This is a genomic window from Microvirga soli, assembly GCF_016734765.1.
Taxonomy (GTDB): domain Bacteria; phylum Pseudomonadota; class Alphaproteobacteria; order Rhizobiales; family Beijerinckiaceae; genus Microvirga; species Microvirga soli.
Window position 1 is genome coordinate 335,499 of record NZ_JAERQE010000002.1, and the last position, 21,678, is coordinate 357,176.

Below are 21,678 nucleotides of genomic sequence, written 5' to 3' on the forward strand. Positions count from 1 at the left end.
GGCACCAGAGTTCTTGGTTTGAGAGTGGTCGAGAGGAGCCTGCCCTACACGGCTGCTGCCTGACTATTGTCCTGACGCGACTTCCAGGAACAGAGCCATGCGGATCAATTCGGAGAGACTCTTGGCTTCCATCTTTGCCATGACGTTCGAACGGTGGATTTCAACGGTGCGGATGCTGATGTTCAACTCGTGAGCGATCATCTTGTTGGCTTTGCCGGCAACCAAGCCGTCCAGCACCTGCCGCTCCCGCTGCGAAAGGGACTGCAGCCGCGCCTGGGTGCGAAGAAGCTCCTGGTTCCTGCGAACGCTCTTCTCGTCGCAGACCAGTGCAAAGCGTACCACTTCCAGAAAGCGATCTTCTCGGAATGGCTTTTCAAGAAAGTCGATGGCCCCCGTCTTCATGGCTTCCACGGCGAGTGGAATGTCCGCATGACCGGTCATAACGACGACAGGAACATTCAATCCGCGCGCGTTGAGGCGCCGAATGAATTCCAAGCCGTCGATGCCAGGCATTCGCACGTCCGTAACAATGCAGCATCGCCCGGGATCGCTGACCTCGTCGAGAAAGGCTTTGGCGGATTCATACAATCGGACGTTCAAGCCAGCCGACACCAGCAGAAAGGAGAGGGCCTTTCGCACTCCGACGTCATCATCCACCACATACACGATCGGCGTGTTCGACACTGGCCATGTCCTCCTTGTCGACAGTTCTCAGGGTAAAATGAAATGTGGTGCCTTCACCGGGGATCGATTCAGCCCAGATCTTGCCGCCATGGGACTCCACGATCGTCCGACTGATCGAGAGCCCCACGCCCATGCCGCTTCGTTTGGTGGTGGTAAAGGGCTTGAAAAGGTTCTTCAAGACCTCCGGGTCGATCCCAGATCCAGTGTCCTGAACACTGACTTGGACCATGGATTCGGAAGGCAAAGGCAGCGCTTTGATCACCAATTCACGGAGGTCTGCATCCTGCATGGCTTCGACGGCGTTGCGGATCAGGTTGAGCAGAACCTGCTGGATTTGAACACGGTTCACGAAGACCAGCGGGTTTTCGGACGGAAAATCGAATTCGACCTTCACATCTTTTTCCTTCGCCCCGACCAGAGCTAGGGCGCTGGCCTCTTCGACGAGGCGCTGCAGCCCCTCGATTTGGTGCTCGCTCCCTCCTCGGGCCACGAACTCCCGCAATTGCCGGATCACTTCTCCAGCGCGCAGGGCTTCCTCGGCAGCCTCGTTCACGGCATGACGGACAAGGGCTACCTTTTCGCCCTCCACGTTGTTCAGGATGAGGCCGCATCCTTTCAGGTAGCTTGTGATTGCGGTCAGCGGCTGATTGATTTCATGGGCCAGCGTCGAGCCCATTTCTCCCAAGGCCGTGAAGCGGGACATGTAGGCAAGTTCGGATTGCAGTTCCTGCATTCGCGTCTCGGTGCGCTGGCGTTCCGTCAGATCCCGGATGAAGGCCGTGAAGAAGCGCTCTCCCTCCGATTCCATCTCCCCGACCTGAACCTCCATTGGGAAGGTTGAACCATCCTTGCGCTGTGCCACCACTACGCGCCCGCTCCCGATAATCCGGCGCTCCCCTGTCTCGCGATAACGGCGGATATAGCCATCATGTTGCTCGCGATATGGGAGAGGCATCAAAAACTTGACGTTTGTGCCGATTACCTCCTCAGGACGATAGCCGAACATGTTCACGGCTGTTGCGCTGAAGGATCGAATGATGCCGGTCTCGTCGGCCACAACCATGGCGTCGGGAACCGTCGCGAGAATGGACCTGAGATGCGCCTCGTTCGTACGCAGGCGCTCTTCGCTCGAACGCAGGGCGTTCTCGGCCAGCTTGCGCTCCGTGATGTCCTGAACAGTCCCGATCTTGCGAATAGGGCGGCCGTCATCATCGACCAAGGTGCGGCCGATGGCAGTAATCCAGCGTTCTTCACCCGTATCGGCGCGGATGATTCTGAAGCTGCCGCTGTAGGTCAGGTCGATGCCCGGCTGATCATCATAAAAGGCGTTTGCCATCCTCTCACGGTCGTCGGGATGAACGCAGTCGAGAATGAGTTCGCGCGTGATGGTCACATCCGGCGCCAGGCCGAGGATCTGCCGCGCCTCGGGCATCCACTGACGACGGCCGGTGACAAGATCCTGATCCCAAATGCCGAGGGCTGTCGTCTCGATGGCCAGGCGCAGCCTTTCCTCGCTGCTGCGCAGCCTCATCTCCGCCTGGCGTTGGTCATGGATGTCCGTGACAGTGCCCACCCACTCCTGAGCTTCGCCGTCTTCGTTCAGTAGCGGGACCGCCCGAGCAAGCATCCAGCGATATTTGCCGTCGAGGCGGCGGACACGATACTCGAGCATCCCAGGCTCACCCGACATACGGATGGCCTGCCACTGCATGAGAAGCTTTGTCCGGTCGTCCGGATGGACAGTGTTCAAGAAGCCGAAGCCCGTATAGTTCTCGTTGGACTGGCCGCTGAAGCTTTCCCAGCCCCAAACCTTGGTGATCGCTCCATCCGTCGCTGCGCGCCAGACGATGGCAGAACTGGCCTCAATCAGAGCGCGGTATTGCTCTTCGCTTCGGCGCAGCCGTTCAGCAGCAAGCTTCTGCTCATGGATATCCGTGACGGTGCCAATCCATTCCTGAACCACTCCATCGGCATCATGAAGCGGAATGGCTCTCGTCAAGACCCAGCGGTATTCGCCACCGGACGCAAGAACCCGGTACTCATTGGTGCTGGCTTCTTCCGAGGCGAGGGTCTCCAGCCAGGCTGCCGTCACGCGCTCCCGATCCTCGGGGTGCACGGAATCCAGCCAAGCATAATCACTGCTGTTTCCAGAGGGTGTGTAGGAGGGATTATCCCAACTCAGCGATCCGTCGATGATCATCCCACCGGCATCGGCGCGCCACACCATCGCGGAGCTTGCCTCGATGAGAGCCCGATAGCGCTCTTCCTGGGTTTTCAGAGCCGCTTCCGCGGCCATGAAGCGGCTGATGTCACGGGCTGTCAGGACAAAGTAAGAATTGTCGCCTGCTTCGACACTCACTGCATCCAGTGTCAGCCGACATAGGATGTGAATGTTATCTTTTGTTCTGCAGCGAACCTGGTCGGCAGAATGTCCGGAAGCTGCTGCTGCGTTGGGATCCTGGGTTGGCTTTCCGCGGAGCTGAGCATCGGAGGAGTAAAGGAGTGAGAAGTGGCAGTTCACGATTTCATCTGATCGCCAGCCATAAATGCGCTCTGCACCTGAATTACACGATATAATGTTTCCTGAACGATCAAGCGTGATCAGGGCGAAATCCGTCACAGCAGCAAGAACGTGCGCAGGATGCAGACCCGTGTGACCCTCAGGCCCGTCAGTGAGCTCCTTTAACGCAGATGTATGAGTCATAGCCCCCAACCCAAGAGCTGCGTTGCTTGCAGGTTTTTAACGTCTTGGCAAATGATCGCGTCAATCGGCAACATGGATGGGCTCTTGCCGCATCGGTCAGTAATTCGGCGACCAAGTTCTTCATGAGGATAGCTGGCTGAAATGCAACTGATTCGGTTGCGACATGGTATCGCTCGAAATCAATCTATAACTTGGTTTCAGTTCAAAGTTGATGAAATAGAGTTTCGGAAAGCCCATCGCAAAACAGTGGGACGTGTCATGGGTGCGGACTCAAATCCTAAAGACGCGGCCCAGCCTGCGCACTCTACCCTCGGCGATAGCTCCGCTAGACAAGTCAGCCTCGTGCAAGGTTGGAGGCTTAAATCCCTCTTTACCATGTTTGCTCGGAGATTCCTGTGACGGCACCTGTCTATCTGTTCGATTTGGCATCGCGGCAGGCTCAGTGGCTTGCTACCCGCCAGACGACCATTTCCGGCAATGTTGCCAATGCCAATACTCCCGGTTACCGCGCCAGGGACGTCGAGCCCTTCGCGGATGTTCTGGACAAGACGAAGCTGGTCATGGCTGCCACGAACAATGGCCATATCGGAATGTCTCCCTCGCACGCTGAGGCCACGAAGGTGAAGAAGTCCGAGAGCTGGGACACGGTCTACTCGAAGAACTCCGTGAGCCTTGAGCAGGAACTCATCAAAGCTGGCGAAGTCAATCGCCAGCACACCCTGAACACGACCATCGTCAAGTCATTCCACAGAATGCTGCTGACCAGCGTGAGGAGCTCGTCATGATCGATCCTTTGATTGCTTCCGGCAAGCTCTCCAGCGCCGGCCTTGAGGCGCAGTCTGCGCGCCTGCGTGTGGTGTCCGAAAACATCGCCAACGCGAACTCGACCGGGCGGACTCCGGGTTCCGACCCCTACTCGCGCAAAACAATTACCTTCCGCTCCGAGCTCGATCGGGCCTTGGGCGCGGCTTCGGTGTCGGTGAAGGATGTCGGTCAGGATGAGGCTCCGTACCCCGTCGAGTACGACCCGGGCAATCCGGCTGCCGACGAGAACGGTATGGTCAAGAAGCCGAACGTGAACATGCTGATCGAGATGGCCGATATGCGCGAGGCCAATCGTTCTTATCAGGCCAACCTGCAGATGATGAAGCAGGCGAGAGCCATGATCTCCGCAACAATTGATCTCATGAGAGGCTGATATGATCAGTGCCGTATCCTCCATCTCTTCAATGATTGACAGCCCTGCAGCGGTCTCGGCCGTTCCGGCGTTCGGCACGACAGCGCCGGCTGCAGGAGCTGTCGCAGGCGCCGCTCCAGTGAGCTTCAGCGACATGATGGCTCAAGTGGCGACATCGACTGTCGACACGATGAAGGCGGGCGAGGCTGCATCGATTGCGGGCATCCAGGGAAAAGCCTCGGTGCAGCAGGTGGTTGAGGCAGTAATGTCTGCCGAACAGACACTTCAGACTGCGATTGCTATCCGCGACAAGGTGGTTGCGGCCTATCAGGAAATCGCACGGATGGCGATCTAAGAGGATAAGATTATGAGAGCGCTTGCGATTGCTGCCACGGGAATGAATGCACAGCAGCTGAATGTCGAGGTGATTGCCAACAACATCTCGAACGTCAACACCACCGCCTTCAAGGCTGCGCGGGCGGAGTTCACGGACCTTCTCTATCAGACCGAGCGCTCCCAGGCGATTCCGAACCAGGCGGGCTCGAGCCCTGTGCCAGAGGGGGCCATGCTGGGACTTGGCGTGAAGACGGCGGCCATCCGCAATCTCCACCGGCAGGGTTCGCTGACGAACACCTCAAACCAGTTCGACCTCGCCCTCAATGGACGCGGCTGGTTTCAGGTGAACGCACCGAGTGGAGAGATCGTCTATACCCGTGCGGGGTCATTCAACAAGAATGGCGATGGACAACTCGTCACTCTCGACGGTTACACCCTCAATCCACCTATCATCGTTCCGCCCAATACGCTCGACGTGACGGTCAACGAGTCGGGCGAGATCTTCGCGAAGATCGCCGGTGAGGCTCAGCCTCAGAACTTGGGCCAGCTAACCCTTGCGAACTTCGCCAACGATGCAGGCTTGGAGCCCCTCGGCGGCAACTACTATCGCGAGACGCTGGCCTCGGGCGCACCGGCCGTAGGCATCCCGTCCGATCCCGGCTACGGAAAGATCCACCAGGGCTATCTCGAAGCCTCGAACGTGGATCCTATCAAGGAAATCACGAACTTGATCTCGGCTCAGCGCGCCTTCGAGATGAACTCCAAGGTCATCCAGGCCGCAGACGACATGGCCGGAACCGTCTCAAAGGGCATCCGCTAAAGGCGGTATCTGGGTAATCTCATCATGAAGCACTTCGTCCAGATCGTTCTTGCCGCAACCGTCTTCAGCGTGGGAGCGCTGCATGGCGCTGTTGCGGAGGAGCGTATCCTCCCGGTTCCAGCCGTCACTATCTATGCAGGCGATACGATCCAGGAGTCGATGCTCAAGGACAGAAGCTTTCCGGAGAACTACCGCTACCGCACTGCAGTTGTTGAGTCTCCTCGCGTTCTGACCGGAAAATTGGCCCGTCGCACTCTCCTGCCGGGGGAGCCGATCCCGATGAATGCGGTCGATGATCCCAAACTCGTCACACGCGGCGTACAAGCTCAGATCGTGTTCGAAGAGGGCGGGCTCTCGATCATGGGAACCGGCATCCCCCTGCAGTCCGGCACCATGGGTGAAACGATCCAGGTGAAGAATGTCGACAGCGGGCGGGTCATTACCGGACGCGTACAGGCCGATGGTCGAGTCCGGATTGGAGTCTATTGATGCTCCGCGTCATCCTCTTTCTCTTCGCCGCTCTGTTTATGGGGCAGGCTCAAGCCGCGACGCGCATCAAGGACGTGGCATCGGTTCAGGGCGTCAGGGACAATCAGCTGATCGGCTATGGCCTCGTCATGGGCCTTCAGGGAACCGGCGATACCCTTCGCAACTCCCAGTTCACCGAACAGTCCCTGCAATCCATGCTCGACCGCATGGGCGTCAATGTTCGCGACATCAATTTGCGCACTCGCAATGTCGCAGCCGTCATCATCACGGCCGACCTGCCGCCTTTCGTCGGAACCGGGTCGCGCATCGATGTGACCGTCACGTCCATGGGTGATGCAACCTCGCTGAAAGGCGGAACCCTCATGCTGACTGCCCTCCAGGGCGGCGACGGCCAGGTCTACGCGGTTGCGCAAGGCGCCATCGCAGTGTCTGGCTTTTCCGCGCAGGGGCAGGCCGAGACCCTGACCTCCGGCGTCGCAACGGCCGGACGTATTCCGAACGGTGCACTGATCGAGCGTGAGGTCCGAGGCGGCTTCGATGCGGTCGGCGGCTTGGCCTTCGAACTCAAGAACCCTGACTACAAGACGGCGACGCTGATCACCGATGCGATCAACCAGTATGCCCAGCAGCGTTTCGGCATCCGCGTGGCATCACCCCGCGACTTCCGGACCGTTCTCCTGCAGAAGCCGAAGAACATCGCAGCGACCCGCTTCATCGCCGAACTTGGTGATCTTGAGATCAGGCCCGATACGCCTGCTCGTATCGTCGTCGATCAACGAACCGGGACGGTCGTCATTGGCAAGAATGTGCAGATCTCGACGGTGGCCATCACCCACGGGGCCCTCACAATCCGCGTGACGGAGACACCGGAAGTCTCGCAGCCGGATCCGTTCTCGATGGGCCAGACAGTGGTGGTGCCGCGCACGCAGATCACGGCCGCAGAGGAGCGCGTGCCCCTCGCGATCGTCCGGGGCTCGGACTTGCAGACCCTCGTCAAGGGACTGAACCAGATGGGCCTCAAGCCATCCGATGTCATCGCGATCTTGCAGGCGGTCAAGACCGCAGGGGCTCTTCAAGCGGAGTTGGTGATCCAATGATTTCTCGCATGACGTGCCAGAAGTTGCGGCGAATGGCAGCCTGCAGCTTTATCCTGGGAATCATGACTTCCGGTGGTGCTCAGGCCCAGGAAGCGAATGCGTCACCTAAGAACAGCCAGTATTGCACCAATATCGCCGATGCGGCCTCGGATGCGCGCTTTGCGCTGCAGAAGCAGGCCCTTGCCGATATGGAAAAGGAAATCGAGGGACGCATCAAGGTTCTGGAGGCAAAGCGCGCCGAGTATGAGGAATGGCTCAAGCGTCGCAATGAGGTTCTGGAGAAGGCCGATGAGACGATCGTCATGATCTACTCGCGGATGCGCCCGGACGCGGCTGCTCTCCAGCTCACCAATATGGATGAAGAGATCGCAGCAGCGGTCATCGCCAAGCTCAATCCGCGAGCCGCAAGCGCGGTCCTCAATGAGATGGAGCCCGCCCGAGCCGCCCAGCTTGCCAATGTCATTACCGACGCTCCCAAGCGCGAAAAGAACCCTGTGAGGCAAAATTGAAGCATCTCATTGCCATCATTGGCCTGTGTTTCCTCGCCGCTTGCGCGACGAGGCCGGAGGATCTGGGGCGTGAGCCGGGCATGACGCCAGTCGGCTCGGGGGTCACTGTCGACCGCGAGCCGCTCCCGCACCTTTTCAAAGGCACCGGCCCGTCCGCCGCAAACTCCACCTGGAGCAATGCCAGCGCCGACCTTTTCACCAGCCCAAGGGCCCGGCAGGTGGGCGATATCGTGACAGTCAATATCCAGATTGACGACAAGGCGGAGTTCGATAATGCCAGCGACCGGTCGAGGCGATCCTCGGTGAGCGCCGGCCTCGATTATGCCTTCTCGTTCGAGGGCTGGAACGCGGATGGTACGGCAGATGGCGGCATCAACTCCTCATCCAAGTCGACAGGGCAGGGGACCATCGATCGCTCGGAGAAGCTGCGCCTGTCGGTTGCTGCTGTTGTGAACGAGGTGCTGCCGAACGGCAACGTGGTGATCAGCGGCTCGCAGGAGGTGCGCGTGAATTACGAACTTCGCGTGCTCAACATCGCCGGCATCGTGCGACCCCGCGACATCTCGCCGAAGAACACCATCAGCTACGACAAGATCGCCGAGGCCAGAGTTTCCTATGGTGGACGCGGACGCCTCATGGAAGTCCAGCAGCCCGCCTATGGGCATCAGCTGTTCGATGTTCTGACCCCCTTCTAGCCAGAATACGAGGATTGGAAACATGGCCAAGGCCCTGGAACTTCCGGCTCCAGCCGGCAGCGCACCGGCCCGGGAGGGATCGCTGAGGTGGCTCCTGACGCTCGGCCTACTGACCCTGCTCTCGGCGGCAATCGGAGGCGGATTCGGGCTCGTGATGGTCTCCGGTATCGAGAAGCGGGTCGAGGAGAAGTACAAGGCGCTGCCTGAGAAGACCGAGGTTGCAAGTCCATATGCAGGCAATATCGGGATCAAGAAGCTCGCTCCAGTCGTGACGAATCTCGCCGCTTCGAGCGAGGATTGGGTGAGGGTGGAGGCTTCCATCGTCTACAAGATGGGCGGTGAGCAGAACCCCGACGTGATAGCCAGTGAGATCAGGCAGGATATCTTGGCCTATCTCCGCACTCTGTCGTTGGCACAGATCCAAGGACCGAGCGGCCTCCTGCATCTCAGGGAGGATCTCAATGAGCGCGTCAAATTGCGCTCGAAGGGCGCCATTCAGGAGCTTGTTCTCGAAACCCTTATCGTTCAGTAGGTCGAACGCAGTCTGAGTTTTCAAGCCGCCAGTTCATTTTCCCGAAAGACCATTGCCATGCCTCTCCGTCTCGTCCTCACTGGCGCATTCATTCTGCTGGCGACCAGCGCCAATGCCCAGTTGGCGGATCTTCAGGCTCTGCTTCCTTCGGGAGAAGGCGCTGTCAGCGGGCGCATCATTCAGCTCGTCGTCCTCTTGACCGTGCTGTCCCTCGCGCCGGGTCTTCTGATCATGGTGACGAGCTTCACCCGGTTCGTAGTGGCCTTCTCGTTCCTGCGCTCAGGGCTGGGACTTCAGAGCACGCCGGCCAATGTCTTTCTGATCAGCCTGTCCCTGTTCATGACCTTCTTCGTCATGGGCCCGACCTTCGACAAAGCTTGGAATGAGGGCGTTCGGCCGCTGACAGAGAACCGAATCACCGAGACGGAGGCTTTCACCAGGACGACGGAGCCGTTCCGGGATTTCATGCTGACGCATGTCAGACCGAAGGACCTCCAGATGTTCAGCGATCTGGCGGCGGTTAATTATCCGAAGCCCCAGGAGGGCGAGAAGATTGACCTGCGCATCCTGATTCCTGCCTTCATGATCTCCGAACTGAGGCGCGGATTCGAGATCGGCTTCCTAATCGCCCTCCCGTTCCTTGTGATCGACATGATCGTCGCCACCCTGGTGATGTCCATGGGCATGATGATGATGCCGCCGACCGTTCTGGCCTTGCCATTCAAAATCCTCTTCTTCGTCCTGATCGACGGTTGGAACATCCTCGTGAGCGGCTTGGTGCGCTCCTACTTCTAATTCCTGTCTGACACGACAAGCTCCCCACCAACGAATTGAGCAATCTCCAAGGGGCAGCAACCTTCGCACAAGGTTGGCGACGCAAAAGTAGTCTCGATAACTTCTATCAGTACCGAGATTCCCCATGCCTGGTCGTCAACACGCCGAAAGAATCTGGAGTAGTTTGCTGCTGCTGGGCCCGCGTCGCCTGGCTGCCTTGGCCGCCATCGGCCTTGCTGTCTTCCTGTCTGTTGGTGTCGGAGCCTATTACCTCAGCCGGCCGGCTCAGGAGACGTTGTACACCGGCCTGGACCGCGAAGATGTCGGTCGGATGGGCGCTGTTCTCAAGGATGCGGGTATCCCCTTCGACGTCAGCGCCGACGGAACGGCTCTCCTGGTCAGCTATGGCAATACGGCTGCCGCCAGGATGCTCCTCGCCGAAAAGGGGCTGCCGCACAGCACGAAATCCGGCTACGAACTCTTTAACGATCTCGGTTCACTCGGCTTGACCTCCTTCATGCAGGAGGTCACCAAGGTTCGTGCTCTCGAAGGCGAGCTGGCGCGCACCATCCAGGGAATGAAGGGGATCAAGGCCGCCCGCGTCCATATCGTCCTTCCGGATCGCGGCTCGTTCCGCCGCGAGCAGCAGGCACCTTCCGCCTCCGTGGTCATTCGCACCTCACCGGCCGACGATGCATCATCAGCCCAGGCCATCCGCCACCTGGTCGCCGCTGCCATCCCTGGAATGGCAGTGGACAAGGTGACCGTCATGAACACCGACGGTACCCTCCTCATGTCCGGGGATGATGCCAGCAATGCTTCAACGGGCAAGATGGCCCGGCTTGAGAAGACAGTAGGCTTGGAAATTCAGGACAACGTCCGCCGCACCCTGATGCCCTATCTCGGTACCGGCAACTTCGAAATCAGCGTGGCCGCGCGGCTGAGCACGGATAAGGTCAATACCAGCGAGACGATCTTCAACCCCGAATCGAAAGTCGAGCGTTCGGTTCGTACGGTCAAGGAGACGGAAGTCGCGCAGAACAAGAGCGGGCAGAAGCCGACGACCGTCCAGCAGAATCTGCCGGACGAGAGTGTCCGCGCCGAATCGGGTGACAGCTCGAGCGAAGACAATCAGCGTCGCGAGGAACTGACCAACTACGAAATTTCTTCGAAGACGATCCAGACCATCAGTGACGGCTACCAGATCAAAAATCTCTCGGTCGCCGTGCTGGTGAACAGGTCTCGGATTGCATCCCTGCTGGGCGAGAATGCCACTCCTGCAGAGATGGAGGCCAAGATCGCGGAGATCGAGCAGCTGGTTTCCTCGGCCACCGGCTTCAGCAAGACGCGTGGCGACCAGATCAAGGTCGCGGCTGTGAGCTTCGTCGACGACGGCGGCATGCTGCAGCCGGTTTCGGGGCCGTCGCTGACCGAGATTCTCATGCGCCAGTTCGGCACGGTCGTGAATGCCCTGACCATTCTGGCTCTGTGCGCGATGATGATCTGGTTTGGGCTGCGTCCTGCCGTGAGAATGCTGATGGCGCGCCATCAGGCTGAACTTGAGCTTCAGCGCGAGCAGGCGGCTTCTCTGGCTGCAGCCGAGGCCGAAGAGGCTGAAAATGAGAATGGAAGGCAGGCGCTGCAAGCTGCACTTGAACGGGAGGAGCAGAACCTCATCGAGATGCCCCGTACGCCTCAGCGCAAGCTCGAGCAGATCATTGAGCTCAGCGAAGAGCATGCCGCTGCCGTGCTGAAGCAGTGGCTCGGTCGGGAGGCTGCATGATGGCCGGAGCGATCGCCAGCCTGCTGGAGGATTTCTCGCCAGAGCCCCGCAGCGGATTAATGGGGATTGGCGTTCTGCGCACCGTCAAGGTTGCACCCGAACCCGATCTGGCGCCGCCGCCACCACCGGCGGTGGACCGGCAGGCTGAAATCGTGAAAGCTCTCGAGGCGAAAGTGAGAGCTGAAGAGAGGGAGGTTGCTCGCCAGCAGCTTGAGGATGCGGTTGCGGCCGAAAAGGCACGCTATGAGGAAGAGCTGTCGGCGCAACGGGTGATCTGGGTTGAGCAGCAGACCGGTCCGCTCTCGACGTTGGTCGTAGAAGGCCTCGGCCGGATCGAAGCCATACTTTCCGAAAGAGTAGCCAATATCCTAAGGCCTTTCGTGTCCGAAGCTTTCCGGCAGCGGAGCATCGTCGAGTTCAGGGAAGTGCTCGCAACGCTTCTTCTCGGCGAAAACACTGGGACGATGAAGATCGTAGGTCCTGAGGACCTCTTGCAGACCTTAAAAGAAAATCTCGGCCCTCATGGCGCCGCGATCGATTTCCTTCCTGGCGACCAAATCGAGGTGAGCGTCACCACCTGCGACACGACCGCTCAGACCCAACTGCGAGCTTGGTCGGATCGGCTCGAGCAGGTTTTGAAAGCTGAATCATGATGTCGAAGTCGGATAAGCAGGAAATCGTCATCGTCAGGAGAGGCGGTGACGGCGAGGATGTCGTGAAGGGTGGGGCGTGGAAGATCGCTCACGCAGACTTCATGACCGCAATGATGGCCTTTTTTCTTGTCATGTGGCTTATCAGCCTGACGGATGAGGAGACGCGCAGCGGCGTAGCCAACTATTTCAACCCGGTGCAGCTTGCGGAATCGACCCCAAACAAGAAGGGGCTCGACGACCCGCAGAATGTGCCTCCGGATAACGAGACCGATAATACGAAGGACGGTAAGGAAAAAGGAAGCGGCGAGGGAACAGGTGGGAAGTCCCACCAGTTGCAGAAGCCTCGGTTCAAGGAGGGGGCCCTGTTCCAGGACCCTTATGCTGTGCTCGCCCGAATCGCAGATGAGATCGAGCCAACGCCGCACGATACACTCGGCGCTGACGTCACGCCTGGTGAGAACGACGTGCCTGGGCTGAAGGCCGGCGAGGCTTTCCGCGACCCATTCGATCCGCTCTACTGGCAGGTTGCACCCGTCGAAGAAATGAAGACGGACACCCCGCTGAAGCCAGGCACGGCACCGTCCGCGCCATCCAAAGCCATTATGGATGCAATCGCGTCCTTAAGCGAAAAGCCACAGACAGGTCACAAAACGCAACAGCAGGAACCTGCAGGGAATGTGTCATCCTCTGAGGGACGGGTTGCGCCTCCAGTTGCCCCTGGATCATCCGCAGAACAGAATGCGGCGGAGATAAATGCCGCCGATCAGAAGGCGGCAGAGCTGAAGCGGGAAATCCTCAAGGCCGTTCAGCCGACGAAGGAAGTCACACCTCAACCGCATATTGAGGTCCGCCGGACAGGTGCAGGGACTCTGATCAGCCTCACGGATGATTTCGACTTTACGATGTTCGCGCTTGGCTCCGCAGAACCGCATGCCAAGGTCGTACGCGCCATGGCCGAGATCGCCAAGATCCTGCAGGCGCGTCCGGGGAAGATCGTGATCCGTGGTCACACTGACGCACGACCCTTCAAATCGGCCAATTACGACAACTGGCGTCTGTCCCATGCCAGAGCCCAGATGGCCTTGTACATGCTCGTCCGGGGAGGCTTGGATGAGAAGAGGATCGTTCGTGTCGAGGGATATGCGGACCGGGAGCCGAAGATCCCGTCCGATCCAAATGCCGACCAGAACCGCCGGGTCGAGATTCTTCTGCAGGAGTGATGACGGTGAAATTGCGCCTGCTCTCTGCTCTCGGAATGTTTCTGCTGTTCGTTGCGCATGGCTCTGCGAACGAGAGCGGCCGCCCTGCCGAGACCGCGCCGGAATCTAAGTCTGAGGATGAGGCCCGGCCCTTGGCAGTTCCCAGTCCTCTGCAGATGGTGCGTACCCTGCACCTGATGCAGGATCAGATCGCGATAGGCTCGACGGAGGCTCATATCGGGCAACGGGGCCTGCTGGGTGTTTTGGACATCCGGTTTATGGAACTGGCGCCGGAGGTCTGGCAGAACGGCAAGAACGTTCATGCGGCCGTGTTGTTCGTTCTGAGCGGCGGCAATCCTGGTCTTTTGCGGAAGCTTCTGGAAATGGGATCTTCCGTGGTCACCGAGAATGAAAGGCCTCTCGTCGAAGGAGCTCTCGCCTATGTCGAGGGGCGAGAAGAGGCCGCCTACAACGCCCTCGTGTCCCTGGATCCGCGAACCTTTCCACCGACCATGAGCGCGCAGCTGGCGCTTGTCCAGTCGGCACTCGTTGTACGGAAAGATCCTGCAAAGTCCGATGAGCTGCTCGACTTCGTACGGCTCCAAGCTCCTGGTACGCTTTTCGAAGAAGCCGCGCTACGGCGGCAGGTTTTTGTTGCAAGCCAGACGGGCCACATCGAAAAGTTTCAATCCCTCGCAACAGATTACCTCAGGCGCTTCCGGCACTCGGTCTATGCCGGCAATTTCCGGCAGCGTCTGGCATCGGCCTCGCCGCGCATCGACTTCGGTCAGAACAAATCCCGCTTCGATGGCTTTGTCGCGATGATGCAGGAACTGGAACCCGAGGCAAGGCGCGACCTATACCTTCTTGCCGCCCGCGCATCCGTCGAACAGGGATTTACCAAATCCGCTCGCCTGCTGGCCGACAAAGCCAAGGAACTGGTAGAGGGCGACGCTGTCAGTGCCGCACGCGCAAGGCTTTATCGTGCAGCCTCCATGATCACCTCACCGGAGAGTATCAAAGCTGCGACCGAAGAGCTCCGCCAGCTCGATCGGTCAGCTCTTCCCCCTAGTGACGTGTCCTTGCTGGATTCGGCCATTGCAATGGCCAGTCACATCCAGACGATGCCAGGCGCACCCGCTGCTCAGGTTGAAAAGGCGATGCCCTTGCCTACCAAGGCAGCCGCCGAGAAGACGGCAGACCTGAACATTCAAGCGCAAGGGCTGGAACAGCTTCAGGCCTTATCCAAAGCCCGTGACGCCTTGAGCCGCGTCGACACGTTAATCAAGAACCAGGCTTCCGTAAGTCAATGAACCGTCTCGATCTCATGCCTCAGACACCCTCGCGCCCGATTGAATCCAATCAGACGCTGCGCGGTCCTTCCCCATCCGATGCTCGGCAGGGCGGCAACGGCTCCGGCGAGGGGCTGACAGGGTTCGATACGCTGCTCGAAGGGCTCTCGCGCGAGCAGAGCCGGGAGAATGTGGCCCTGCTTCAGGATGGCAATCTGTTGAACCTGACCGAGCAGGGGGTGGAATCGACATCAAGCGGTCCGACTGAATTGCAGGCTCTGCTCTCGGCCACTGTGCCGGACGGATCCTCTGCGGGAACAACCGCCCCTCCTGCAGGAAGCCAGGTCTACTCCGCTCTTGAGAGCCTTCTACCCCGCATTCTGTCCCAGACCGGTGCCAGCGGCCAGGCCGAACCCGAAATGCACAGAGGTGCTTCTTCGATGCTGCCGTCGCTGACCTCGGACGCAACGGCTGACAGTATCTTGAGCTCTGCCATCGGGCCGAAGCTGTCAGTTTCCGTTCAGAACCAGGAAACCCATTTTCGACCTGTCGTCGAGGGTTTCGACGCAGCACTTCAGGAGACGACATCTGCAGAGTCGACCGAGCTTTCGACCGAAGCTCTTTCAAACGATCTTGGCGTCAAGAAATCCATGGAGGCCGCAACGAAGCAGCCTTCTATCAATCCGCAGCATCGATCAGGCGATGAGCCGGTGATCCATGATGCCGAGCCGGCCAGCCTTCGTCAGAGAGACGAGGAGATAAACCTCGACAGGGTCTCTCTCGGGCGCATGGCTGATCGGGCTGAAGTGCAGAAACAAACTGCACCAGGGCTCCAGAAGGCCGATGGCGGTTCGCTACCAGCCGGAACGCTCCACCAGATGGCCCGAGCGATCCTGGACGATGTGTCTGAGGTGTCTGACCTCCAGCAGCCGTCTTTTCAGGGTGATGGAGTGCACCGCGTTGCCGTGGCCCGCGCCTCAGGAGGCGTTCTCAGGGTTCTCAGCCTTCAACTCAACCCGGTGGAGTTGGGGCTTGTGACAATCAAGATGCGCCTATCCGGCGATAGCTTAGAGATGGAACTGCAGGTGGAGAAACAGGAAACGGCTGAACTCCTCAGAAATGATGCCGAGAAACTCTCCGGCCTGCTGAGAACCTCCGGTTACCGGCCAGACGTGATCAATATTCAGACTGCTGAACCAACCACCCATGACCGCAATTCATTCCAGCGACCGCATTCGGGGGCGCAAGACCAAAGCTTCCAAGGCAATGCAGGCGGCCAGAACCACTCCTCTAAACATCATGGGCGGAACGAGGCGGAAATACGCATTGAGCCGAAGCAGAATCGGGCTGACGGCAGCGGCAGCTCTGGTGGGGTTTACCTCTAGCGCTATTCAGGTGACACCCGCTGTCGCTCAGCCTCAAGCAGGGCTTTGCGAGCGGGAAATGATGCGCGCTTCCGCTTTGTATGGTGTTCCGCTGGGAATGCTCTACTCCGTGGGCCTCACTGAGACAGGAAAGCGAGGCAGCCTGCAGCCCTATGCCATGAACGTTGAAGGCAAAGCGGTCTTCTCCAACAGTGCGACTGAGGCGATCCAAAAGTTCGAGCAGGCGAGCCGATCCGGAGCCAAGCTGGTCGATATGGGGTGCATGCAGATCAACCATCACTTTCATCGCGAAAAGTTCCCCTCCCTAGAGAGCATGCTGAACCCGCGCATGAACGTGGAATATGCCGCCCGCTTTCTCAAGGAACTGAAGGCGCGCCATGAGACGTGGACCATGGCGGTTGCGCGTTATCATGCCGGGCCCAACAACGATCCGGCCCAGAAGCGATATGTCTGTCGCGTCATTGCCAACATGGTCGCAACGGGATTCGGTGCCTGGACCCCTGGCGCGCGATCGTTCTGCGCAGATGCTCCGGGTCTCAATCCCGGGCAGACCGCTTCGGCAGACTAGAATAGTTCCGCAGAGTTTATATTCCCGGCGAGACGTGTAATCTTAACGTGTCATCATCACTTCAGTCTTGGAGCCGCTCAACGTGCCTGAGAGAGCCGCCTCGGCACCTGACAAACGGGCGATAATCTGCCCGCGCGAGAACAGGATGACCTCATTGTCACGGATGCTCCATGCATTGACCGTCCTCAGGGCGTCGCTGGAACAGCTCTGAGTCGAAGCTTTATACAGATCAAGGGATGGGACACTCGAGAGTTGGATGCGGCATGAGAGGGATCCGACGCTGGCCTTCCACGTGCCGGCATAGGAAGATGGGCGTTGAGGTGGCGTGAAGACACCTGGAGCACTGGCCTGGACATCAGCGCTGGTCTCGCGTTGCCCAGGGGCAGGATACTGGGAACCGGGCGCGGGGGGAGGTTCCTGGCCTGGGCCTGCACCAATCGCGGGCCGACCTGGAAGTAGCATAGGCGGCTCCGGCTCCATATGGGCAGCATAGCCTTTCCGGACAGGGTGCAAAGGCGCCTCTACGACATGGATTGGGTCATTGACCTGCTGAACGACAACTTCGCCCATGGAGGGAACGGGCGGCATACCCCAAGGAGCGGAATATGCAGGATAGCCCCTCGGCGTGGAAGCGTGCCCCCATGGGCCTTGGCGATAAGGACCGTCCGTCGGGTTGCACGCCGAGACCGTGCCCGCAACCAAGAATAATGCAACTGTGGAGACTGCTTTACGAGTCATAAGGGAAAGCCGCCAGCGCTCAGCCATCAATGCCGAACAGCGTTGGCAAGGCAGTAGGAGGGTTGGAAGCGCGGAGGCAGAGGCCGCAAGCGTGCGGAGGAGACGATGCGCGCGAAGGAGGATAGATTGAATTCGGACCGCTTGAAGGTTGGGTCGAGCAGAACCCTGCTGATCTTCACACCGATGTAGTAGTCGCCGAAGATGATCTGGAAGAAGACGGTCACCGAATCGTGCACGAACTCCATATCGAGAACGACACAGGATTGATCGCCCCGGACTGTTCTAACATGGGCGACATGGCCGTACGACAGCGTCTCGCCCTTGAAGAACAGTTCCGCCGATGAGGTCAGCATCTCATCCATGTTTCCGTGCAGCTGGTTGTCCGCATAGAACCTGATGATCTCTGAATCCGCGAGGCAGAAATCCGCAATGACATCCTTGATATTGCATGCGAGGACCTCCTCGAAAGCCTGAATATCCAGATGCTCGATTGACGAGGCCACCACGTCCACGGTGCGAAGGCTTCTCATTTCGACCTCGTGAGAATGTAGAACAGGATCTGTGCGACGGCTTTGTAGAAGTCAGGAGGAATCATGCGATCCACCTCAACATGATTGTACATGGATCTTGCCAGAGGCTTGTCTTCGATAACGGGAACGCCGCTCTTCTCGGCGATCTCGCGAATCTTGAGCGCGATAAGGTCCTGCCCCTTGGCAACGACGATCGGTGCGCTTGCCTCGCTGCGCTCGTAGCGCAAGGCAATTGCGTAGTGTGTTGGATTTGCGATGACGAAGGTGGCTTTCGGCACGGCCGCCAACATCCGCTTACGGCTTCGATCCTGAGCCAGGGAGCGCATGCGCGCCTTGACCATGGGATCACCTTCCATCTGCTTGTATTCCTCCTTCACCTCCTGCTTGGTCATCTTCAGGTCACTGTGCCACTTGAATCGGGCCCAGAGCAGGTCGGCGGCGACGAGGACGATTGTGGCGATCGCGATGGCGGAGACGAGACGCATCGCCATGGTCAACATCAGCTCCGGAAGAAGGGACGGATCACTGAACATGGCATTCAAGACCTTATGTTGCTCCGATCTCAGGAGCAGGATGCTGACTATTGTCATCGTTCCGAACTTGAACAACGACTTCAAGAATTCGACGAGGCCCTGCCGGCCGAAGATGCGCTTCCATCCGCCGACGGGGGAGATCCTGTTCCATTGCGGCCTGATCCTCTTCGACACCATGGACGGAACGTTCTGAAGGATGGAAGCCGAGAGGCTGCAGGCGGCCAGGATGACGATAACCGGAAGTAGGCATTGTCCCACCTCGATGGCAACAGCCTGAATCAGGTTTGCCGCGTCGGCACCCGTATCAAGGCGAAAATCCTGCGGCCGGTTGATGAAGAGCGACAGTTTCTCCGTCAGGGTTACAGTATTGCTTCGGACCGCAAAGGTCAGTCCGATGAGAATGCCCAGGATCGAGGCAAACAGAGGCGCCTCCCTGGAGAAAGGAACGTTTCCCTTCTCCAGGGCATCGCGGACCTTCTTGTCGGAAGGTGCTTCTGTTTTACTGTCCTTGTCATCCGTATCAGACATGTGCTGAAGCCTGCCGGTTAGAAGTAGGCTTCATCCTCAGTCTCTGAATTGATGACGATCTCTCCGCGACCGGCCATCTCGAGTGCAAGATCCGTAATGGTCCGGCGCGCCTCTGCGATATCGCGATGCGACGAGGGTTCCTTGCTGTTCAGCTCGTGCTCGATCATGCGGCGCACGCGCGATGAGAGAGCCGACAGGACAACCTTGCGGAACTCGTCGTTCGTTCCCTTGAGCGCGAGAACGACACGATCCGGGGGTACCTGATCGAACAGCGTCGTACGATCCTTCGGAGTAAGCTTGACGATATCGTCGAACGTGAAGAGCAGCCCTCTGAGGATTTCCGCCGATTTGGGGCGAACGGTCGAGAGGTTGGTCAGGACATCTTCCATGTGATCGCGTTCCATCTTGTTGATGATGTCGGCGATCTTGGCGTGGGTGTCAGCACCGGCGTTCTTCGAGAAGTTTGCCATGAAGTCCTCATGGAGCGTCTTCTCGATATTCTTCATGGTCTCGTCCACGATCGGCTTCATGCTGAGCATACGGCGCATGAGGTTGTTCCGAAGCGGCTGAGGAAGCTGTGCCATCACCTTCGCGGCGCAGGAGGGCTTGACCTTGGAGAGGATCAGGGCCGCCGTCTGCGGATGCTCCTTCATCAGGTAGGAAGCGATGGCGCTTTCCGACACCGTCGAGATCCGCTCCCAGATGCTCCTGTTGGCATTGCCGACCACCTCGCTCATGATGCTGGCGATCTGCTCCGGGCTCAAAATTCCGGTCAGCAGCTTCTCGATGTGGGAGGCGCCTCCGATGAGGTCCGCTCCGTCCGTGAAGTTGGATGCGAATTCCTCTACCAACTGCTCGATCTGCGTGGGTGAGACGGGGCCCAGTTGCGCGGCCGACTTGGTGACGAGGCGGATTTCATCTTCGCTGAAATGCTTGAGGACCCTACTGGCAGCAGGTTTCCCCATTGCAAAAAGCAGTGTTGCGACGCGCTCCGGACCTTTGAGGACCTTAGAGCCATTCGCCTTCATGGGAACTGGTGCGACCATGCGGAAAAGCCACTTCAGCCGTTAAGATCGTTGCTCGGAGGACCCACGATCTCGGTCAGCGAGATCCCGAAGCGGGAATTGTCATCTTCGACAACCACCACTTCACCGCGGGCGATGATTCTGCCGTTGACCACGACATCGACAGGCTCGCCGACGCGGTGATCGAGCGGAACGATGGCTCCTCTGCCGAGCTTCATCAGGTTGGCGACAGGCATGGTGGCGGATCCGAGAACCACCTGGATTGTGACCGGAATACGCAGGATGGAATCGAGATTCCTGCCGCCGAGCTTGTCGTCCTGCGAGGAGATGGCACTCTCCTGCTGCCAGATGGCCTTGTCGTGAGACTTGCTTTCGAAGGGATTTGTCATGGGAGTGAACCTTACGAATTAAGAGAATTGGAGCGTGGCTGCGTTTGCCGGCTGGCCTCTCGCGTGAGCGTCTCCAGCTGCGCCGCAACCGCTTTGGCCTCCTCGATGCGCGAACCAAGCAGGGCGAGCGTCTCCTTGCCTTCAGCCCCAAAGCTCATGACCGCCGTCTGAGCGCCTTTGAGGGCATCTCCCGTTCTGTCGAAGATCTGCTGATACTCGGCATGATACCGATCGAGCTTCTTGAGCTTCACGTACATGACCGCAACCATGATGCTGGTCGTGACAAGAGCCAGGAAGAGGATGACGTTAGCGAGGGAGGACATCGTCGAGGAATTCCTTTTCTTGGTCGATGTGCTCGTCGACTTTAAGGACGTAGCTGCCTTCAGACTGGCCGATATTGCACCAGAACAGACCCTGATGATTACCTTCGAGCTTGACCCGGCTGCGGGGCGTTGCCTGCAGCTCGATGACGTCACCCACCTTCAGGTCGGCGATCTCGCCCAGGGAAAGGAAGCGCTCTTCGAGCACCGCTTTGAGCGTTACTTCCGTCTTCTTCACCTCGGTCGCGATCTGCTTCATCCAGCGGGGATCCCGGCCGGATGATTCGCTGGAAACCACGCGGGAGAGCACCTTGCGCATCGGGTTCAGGACCGATTGCGGAATAACGACGAACATCTCGCCGCCGCGGTTGAGTGCCTGGAGCAGGAACTTCGCTGCTACCGCCTGATTGTTCCGGCGCCCGATGACCGCAAAGTCCATGCGGGTTTCGATGCGCTCGAGCTTGAACTTGGTGTCGGCGACCAGTGCGAAGGAGGCTTGCAGGGCCTTGGCAACCTGCTCGAACAGGGTCTGCGCCATCCGCAGCTCGATGGTGGAGAAGCCGCGCGCCTCCTCGACGGGCGCCTCGGATCCGTCGGATCCGAAGAGCACTTCCACCATCGTGTAGATGAAGTCGCGATCGAAACCGATCAGGATGTGGCTGTCCCACTCAGGCGCATGGAAGATGCCGGCGACCGCATTGGCCTCGTACATCTCGAGGATTTCGCTGACTCGCCCGCTCTCGAGGCCGCTGAGCGAGTAGTACATGGGCGAAGCCGCCATGTGGCGCAGATGCTCCGCACAGCTCGTGGTCATGCGGTCGAAGATGACATGCAACATCGGCAGTCGGTCGAGCGAAAGGCCCGCCGAGTCCAGCAGCATATCGCGAATGTCGTTGGCGCTATGTGTCCCGCTCATCG

Annotated in this window: 24 protein-coding genes; 16 read left to right on the forward strand and 8 right to left on the reverse strand. The window is 58.9% G+C overall.

All coding sequences use genetic code 11. The features are described 5' to 3' along the window. Positions 1–63: 63 nt before the first annotated feature. The gene (gene fixJ, locus JKL45_RS03360; RefSeq protein WP_201859688.1) at positions 64–684 is read right to left on the reverse strand and encodes a response regulator FixJ; all 621 of its coding nucleotides are present in this window, start codon (positions 682–684) and stop codon (positions 64–66) included. Continuing rightward, positions 650–3,388, reverse strand: a complete 2,739-nt coding sequence (locus JKL45_RS30755) for a PAS domain-containing sensor histidine kinase (protein WP_201859689.1) — start codon at positions 3,386–3,388, stop codon at positions 650–652. Before JKL45_RS30755 ends, fixJ begins: the two co-directional genes overlap by 35 nt. A gap of 395 nt (positions 3,389–3,783) precedes the next feature. On the opposite strand from JKL45_RS30755, the gene flgB reads away from it, so the two are divergent. From flgB to JKL45_RS03445, 16 genes are all read left to right on the forward strand, one after another. Then, positions 3,784–4,173 (forward strand): flagellar basal body rod protein FlgB, encoded by a 390-nt coding sequence (flgB, locus tag JKL45_RS03370; RefSeq protein ID WP_201859690.1) that lies wholly within the window; start codon positions 3,784–3,786, stop codon positions 4,171–4,173. Next, positions 4,170–4,586 carry a flagellar basal body rod protein FlgC gene (gene flgC, locus JKL45_RS03375; protein WP_201859691.1) on the forward strand — a complete coding sequence of 139 codons (417 nt, stop codon included), beginning with the start codon at positions 4,170–4,172 and terminating at the stop codon, positions 4,584–4,586. The genes flgB and flgC overlap by 4 nt, the downstream gene beginning before the upstream one ends. A gap of 1 nt (position 4,587) precedes the next feature. Further along, positions 4,588–4,920 (forward strand): flagellar hook-basal body complex protein FliE, encoded by a 333-nt coding sequence (fliE, locus tag JKL45_RS03380; RefSeq protein ID WP_201859692.1) that lies wholly within the window; start codon positions 4,588–4,590, stop codon positions 4,918–4,920. 12 nt (positions 4,921–4,932) lie between these two features. Then, the gene (gene flgG, locus JKL45_RS03385) at positions 4,933–5,721 is read left to right on the forward strand and encodes a flagellar basal-body rod protein FlgG (RefSeq protein ID WP_201859693.1); all 789 of its coding nucleotides are present in this window, start codon (positions 4,933–4,935) and stop codon (positions 5,719–5,721) included. Between the two features lie 24 nt (positions 5,722–5,745). Beyond that, a complete protein-coding gene (flgA, locus tag JKL45_RS03390) occupies positions 5,746–6,210 on the forward strand; it encodes a flagellar basal body P-ring formation chaperone FlgA (RefSeq protein ID WP_201859694.1) in 465 nt (154 codons plus the stop codon). Beyond that, positions 6,210–7,307, forward strand: a complete 1,098-nt coding sequence (flgI, locus tag JKL45_RS03395; RefSeq protein ID WP_201859695.1) for a flagellar basal body P-ring protein FlgI — start codon at positions 6,210–6,212, stop codon at positions 7,305–7,307. The genes flgA and flgI overlap by 1 nt, the downstream gene beginning before the upstream one ends. A gap of 32 nt (positions 7,308–7,339) precedes the next feature. Then, positions 7,340–7,816 (forward strand): MotE family protein, encoded by a 477-nt coding sequence (locus JKL45_RS03400; protein WP_246498259.1) that lies wholly within the window; start codon positions 7,340–7,342, stop codon positions 7,814–7,816. Further along, complete coding sequence (gene flgH / locus JKL45_RS03405; RefSeq protein WP_201859696.1) at positions 7,813–8,511, forward strand: flagellar basal body L-ring protein FlgH; 699 nt, start codon at positions 7,813–7,815, stop codon at positions 8,509–8,511. The genes JKL45_RS03400 and flgH overlap by 4 nt, the downstream gene beginning before the upstream one ends. Before the next feature lie 22 nt (positions 8,512–8,533). Then, complete coding sequence (locus tag JKL45_RS03410; protein WP_201859697.1) at positions 8,534–9,043, forward strand: flagellar basal body-associated FliL family protein; 510 nt, start codon at positions 8,534–8,536, stop codon at positions 9,041–9,043. A gap of 57 nt (positions 9,044–9,100) precedes the next feature. Continuing rightward, positions 9,101–9,838: a flagellar type III secretion system pore protein FliP gene (gene fliP, locus JKL45_RS03415; RefSeq protein WP_201859698.1), complete on the forward strand. Its 738-nt coding sequence runs from the start codon at positions 9,101–9,103 to the stop codon at positions 9,836–9,838. A gap of 124 nt (positions 9,839–9,962) precedes the next feature. Beyond that, the gene (gene fliF / locus JKL45_RS03420) at positions 9,963–11,600 is read left to right on the forward strand and encodes a flagellar basal-body MS-ring/collar protein FliF (protein WP_201859699.1); all 1,638 of its coding nucleotides are present in this window, start codon (positions 9,963–9,965) and stop codon (positions 11,598–11,600) included. Then, on the forward strand, positions 11,597–12,253 hold the full coding sequence (locus tag JKL45_RS03425; protein WP_201859700.1) for a hypothetical protein: 657 nt from the start codon (positions 11,597–11,599) through the stop codon (positions 12,251–12,253). Before fliF ends, JKL45_RS03425 begins: the two co-directional genes overlap by 4 nt. Further along, complete coding sequence (locus JKL45_RS03430) at positions 12,250–13,473, forward strand: MotB family protein (RefSeq protein WP_246498261.1); 1,224 nt, start codon at positions 12,250–12,252, stop codon at positions 13,471–13,473. Before JKL45_RS03425 ends, JKL45_RS03430 begins: the two co-directional genes overlap by 4 nt. A gap of 5 nt (positions 13,474–13,478) precedes the next feature. After that, the gene (locus JKL45_RS03435; RefSeq protein WP_201859701.1) at positions 13,479–14,765 is read left to right on the forward strand and encodes a MotC family chemotaxis protein; all 1,287 of its coding nucleotides are present in this window, start codon (positions 13,479–13,481) and stop codon (positions 14,763–14,765) included. 419 nt (positions 14,766–15,184) lie between these two features. After that, entirely contained in the window at positions 15,185–16,129 is a 945-nt protein-coding gene (gene fliK, locus JKL45_RS03440) for a flagellar hook-length control protein FliK (RefSeq protein WP_201859702.1), read from the forward strand. 58 nt (positions 16,130–16,187) lie between these two features. Further along, positions 16,188–16,697, forward strand: coding sequence for a transglycosylase SLT domain-containing protein (locus JKL45_RS03445; RefSeq protein ID WP_246498263.1), 510 nt, complete (start codon positions 16,188–16,190; stop codon positions 16,695–16,697). A gap of 764 nt (positions 16,698–17,461) precedes the next feature. Here the strand turns inward: JKL45_RS03445 and JKL45_RS03455 are convergent. The 6 genes from JKL45_RS03455 to JKL45_RS03480 are packed head-to-tail and all read right to left on the reverse strand — an operon-like array spanning position 17,462 to position 21,676. Then, positions 17,462–17,965 (reverse strand): BspJ family T4SS effector nucleomodulin, encoded by a 504-nt coding sequence (locus tag JKL45_RS03455; protein ID WP_201859705.1) that lies wholly within the window; start codon positions 17,963–17,965, stop codon positions 17,462–17,464. Beyond that, positions 17,962–19,026, reverse strand: coding sequence for a flagellar biosynthesis protein FlhB (flhB, locus tag JKL45_RS03460; protein WP_201859706.1), 1,065 nt, complete (start codon positions 19,024–19,026; stop codon positions 17,962–17,964). Before flhB ends, JKL45_RS03455 begins: the two co-directional genes overlap by 4 nt. 17 nt (positions 19,027–19,043) lie before the next feature. Beyond that, positions 19,044–20,072, reverse strand: a complete 1,029-nt coding sequence (locus tag JKL45_RS03465; RefSeq protein WP_201859707.1) for a flagellar motor switch protein FliG — start codon at positions 20,070–20,072, stop codon at positions 19,044–19,046. Positions 20,073–20,086: 14 nt separating this feature from the next. Beyond that, positions 20,087–20,440: a flagellar motor switch protein FliN gene (gene fliN, locus JKL45_RS03470; protein ID WP_210345649.1), complete on the reverse strand. Its 354-nt coding sequence runs from the start codon at positions 20,438–20,440 to the stop codon at positions 20,087–20,089. A gap of 11 nt (positions 20,441–20,451) precedes the next feature. Next, positions 20,452–20,763, reverse strand: a complete 312-nt coding sequence (locus JKL45_RS03475; RefSeq protein ID WP_201859708.1) for a hypothetical protein — start codon at positions 20,761–20,763, stop codon at positions 20,452–20,454. Then, positions 20,747–21,676 (reverse strand): flagellar motor switch protein FliM, encoded by a 930-nt coding sequence (locus tag JKL45_RS03480; RefSeq protein WP_201859709.1) that lies wholly within the window; start codon positions 21,674–21,676, stop codon positions 20,747–20,749. The genes JKL45_RS03475 and JKL45_RS03480 overlap by 17 nt, the downstream gene beginning before the upstream one ends. Positions 21,677–21,678: the final 2 nt, after the last annotated feature.

Bases quoted from the DNA above. Each gene is read 5' to 3' on its own strand.
- flgI (WP_201859695.1), top strand. From the start codon at position 6,210: ATGCTCCGCGTCATCCTCTTTCTCTTCGCCGCTCTGTTTATGGGGCAG.
- JKL45_RS30755 (WP_201859689.1), bottom strand. From the start codon at position 3,388: ATGACTCATACATCTGCGTTAAAGGAGCTCACTGACGGGCCTGAGGGT.
- JKL45_RS03425 (WP_201859700.1), top strand. From the start codon at position 11,597: ATGATGGCCGGAGCGATCGCCAGCCTGCTGGAGGATTTCTCGCCAGAG.
- JKL45_RS03465 (WP_201859707.1), bottom strand. From the start codon at position 20,072: ATGGTCGCACCAGTTCCCATGAAGGCGAATGGCTCTAAGGTCCTCAAA.
- JKL45_RS03430 (WP_246498261.1), top strand. From the start codon at position 12,250: ATGATGTCGAAGTCGGATAAGCAGGAAATCGTCATCGTCAGGAGAGGC.
- fliE (WP_201859692.1), top strand. From the start codon at position 4,588: ATGATCAGTGCCGTATCCTCCATCTCTTCAATGATTGACAGCCCTGCA.
- fliP (WP_201859698.1), top strand. From the start codon at position 9,101: ATGCCTCTCCGTCTCGTCCTCACTGGCGCATTCATTCTGCTGGCGACC.
- fliK (WP_201859702.1), top strand. From the start codon at position 15,185: ATGCTGCCGTCGCTGACCTCGGACGCAACGGCTGACAGTATCTTGAGC.
- fliF (WP_201859699.1), top strand. From the start codon at position 9,963: ATGCCTGGTCGTCAACACGCCGAAAGAATCTGGAGTAGTTTGCTGCTG.
- flhB (WP_201859706.1), bottom strand. From the start codon at position 19,026: ATGTCTGATACGGATGACAAGGACAGTAAAACAGAAGCACCTTCCGAC.
- JKL45_RS03480 (WP_201859709.1), bottom strand. From the start codon at position 21,676: ATGAGCGGGACACATAGCGCCAACGACATTCGCGATATGCTGCTGGAC.
- JKL45_RS03400 (WP_246498259.1), top strand. From the start codon at position 7,340: ATGGCAGCCTGCAGCTTTATCCTGGGAATCATGACTTCCGGTGGTGCT.
- JKL45_RS03410 (WP_201859697.1), top strand. From the start codon at position 8,534: ATGGCCAAGGCCCTGGAACTTCCGGCTCCAGCCGGCAGCGCACCGGCC.
- flgC (WP_201859691.1), top strand. From the start codon at position 4,170: ATGATCGATCCTTTGATTGCTTCCGGCAAGCTCTCCAGCGCCGGCCTT.
- JKL45_RS03475 (WP_201859708.1), bottom strand. From the start codon at position 20,763: ATGTCCTCCCTCGCTAACGTCATCCTCTTCCTGGCTCTTGTCACGACC.
- fliN (WP_210345649.1), bottom strand. From the start codon at position 20,440: ATGACAAATCCCTTCGAAAGCAAGTCTCACGACAAGGCCATCTGGCAG.
- flgG (WP_201859693.1), top strand. From the start codon at position 4,933: ATGAGAGCGCTTGCGATTGCTGCCACGGGAATGAATGCACAGCAGCTG.
- JKL45_RS03445 (WP_246498263.1), top strand. From the start codon at position 16,188: ATGATGCGCGCTTCCGCTTTGTATGGTGTTCCGCTGGGAATGCTCTAC.
- JKL45_RS03455 (WP_201859705.1), bottom strand. From the start codon at position 17,965: ATGAGAAGCCTTCGCACCGTGGACGTGGTGGCCTCGTCAATCGAGCAT.
- flgA (WP_201859694.1), top strand. From the start codon at position 5,746: ATGAAGCACTTCGTCCAGATCGTTCTTGCCGCAACCGTCTTCAGCGTG.